Annotated in this window: 1 protein-coding gene; it reads right to left on the reverse strand. The window is 56.2% G+C overall.

Annotated elements, in window-relative coordinates:
* Nucleotides 1-30: 30 nt before the first annotated feature.
* Nucleotides 31-483 carry a bacteriophage T4 gp5 trimerization domain-containing protein gene (locus tag PSI22_RS21670; RefSeq protein ID WP_442316508.1) on the reverse strand — a complete coding sequence of 151 codons (453 nt, stop codon included), beginning with the start codon at nucleotides 481-483 and terminating at the stop codon, nucleotides 31-33.
* Nucleotides 484-534: the final 51 nt, after the last annotated feature.

Below are 534 nucleotides of genomic sequence, written 5' to 3' on the forward strand. Positions count from 1 at the left end.
TCTTGTGCTACGGGTAAAAAAATCAGTGTGTTATTTATTCAGGTTAATCTGGCCGCCCAGCACCGTGACCCCGCTGCCATTCAGCTCAATGCTGGCGCCGCCAAACGAAATTTTGATATTCGTTTTCGTCATCTGGATGGTGCCGCTGCCAACCCTCAGGGTGATATCATCCTGCGCTTCATACAGCTGAGTACCCGCGCCCCCTTTGCCGGCTTCCGCCTTCACCTGTATCGTGTTCGCCGCTGTGCTGCGGGTCAGGCAGACAGTCTCGGACAAACTGCCCTGCTCGATTTTCTTGGTTTCATTGCCGGTTTGCAGGGTCAGCGTCCGGTCACCCGCTTCCACCACCAAACTCTGGTCATTTTTCACCGTGGTGTGCATGTCCTTCTGCGCATGCAGCGCCAGCTTTTCACTGCCTTTCGCATCCTCAAACAGCAGTTCGTTATACCCTTCTCCCTTGTGGGTCTTGGAGCGGAACGCCATCTGGGTTTTGCTGCCCGGCAGCGCCCCCGGCGGGATGTTGCTGGCGTGGTA

The sequence above is a fragment of the Xenorhabdus aichiensis genome (genome assembly GCF_028598775.1).
GTDB lineage: Bacteria > Pseudomonadota > Gammaproteobacteria > Enterobacterales > Enterobacteriaceae > Xenorhabdus > Xenorhabdus bovienii.